General features: G+C 45.7%; 3 protein-coding genes. All 3 read right to left on the reverse strand.

Annotated features, from left to right (window positions below; genetic code table 11):
* A partial coding sequence (locus NSCA4_RS15305; protein ID WP_141565476.1) for a helix-turn-helix domain-containing protein occupies positions 1-88 on the reverse strand: 88 nt, incomplete at its 3' end.
* Entirely contained in the window at positions 85-348 is a 264-nt protein-coding gene (locus NSCA4_RS0110890) for a hypothetical protein (RefSeq protein ID WP_016688148.1), read from the reverse strand. The genes NSCA4_RS15305 and NSCA4_RS0110890, both read right to left, overlap by 4 nt.
* On the reverse strand, positions 342-591 hold a 250-nt coding region (locus NSCA4_RS15840; protein ID WP_016688149.1), incomplete at its 5' end, for a hypothetical protein. The genes NSCA4_RS15840 and NSCA4_RS0110890, both read right to left, overlap by 7 nt.

Genomic DNA, 591 nt, shown 5'->3' on the forward strand with positions numbered 1-591 from the left:
GCATCCCTTTACGGATGTATTGTCGGATAGTTTCGGCGTGGCATTTGCAGTATTCTGCTGCCTCTTCTACGGTGTAGGTTTTACTCATTCTGCCTCCCGCATCACTTCGAATACTTTAAACGGCGCAGTTTCGGTCAACTGTTCCAGTTTTCTGAGTGCCAAATAGCGTTTGATGCGTGGTTCGAGCATCAGATAGCATTCTTCATTGACATAAAAAAGCAGGCACATATCGTTGCCTGCCTCCGTCTGCACCGGTATCAGCCGGTAATGTGGATAATCTTCCTCTGCCGGAACTACAATGGAAGGTATCTTTACCGTACTGACGGGATTTTTCTTGTTAATCAGCATTGGTGCTTCCTTTTTTCTATTTCGTTTTGGAGTCGGTAAAAACCGCATACTTTTTCCGCTTTTTCAGCAAACGTTTGCTGCCAGCCTTTGGCAGACCTCGAACGATTCAAGGCAATGTTTGCCTCGTAAACGGCATCTTTAAATTCGATGATTAAAACCAACGGCCAACTGCCGATTCCTTCGGGCGGCTTTGCAAGCAGGGTCTTGTAACTTTTCTCATCCACATCAACCTTCTCTCCAAAA

The sequence above is a fragment of the Neisseria sicca 4320 genome (genome assembly GCF_000193735.1).
Lineage (GTDB): Bacteria > Pseudomonadota > Gammaproteobacteria > Burkholderiales > Neisseriaceae > Neisseria > Neisseria sicca_E.

Bases quoted from the DNA above. Each gene is read 5' to 3' on its own strand.
- NSCA4_RS0110890 (WP_016688148.1), bottom strand. From the start codon at position 348: ATGCTGATTAACAAGAAAAATCCCGTCAGTACGGTAAAGATACCTTCC.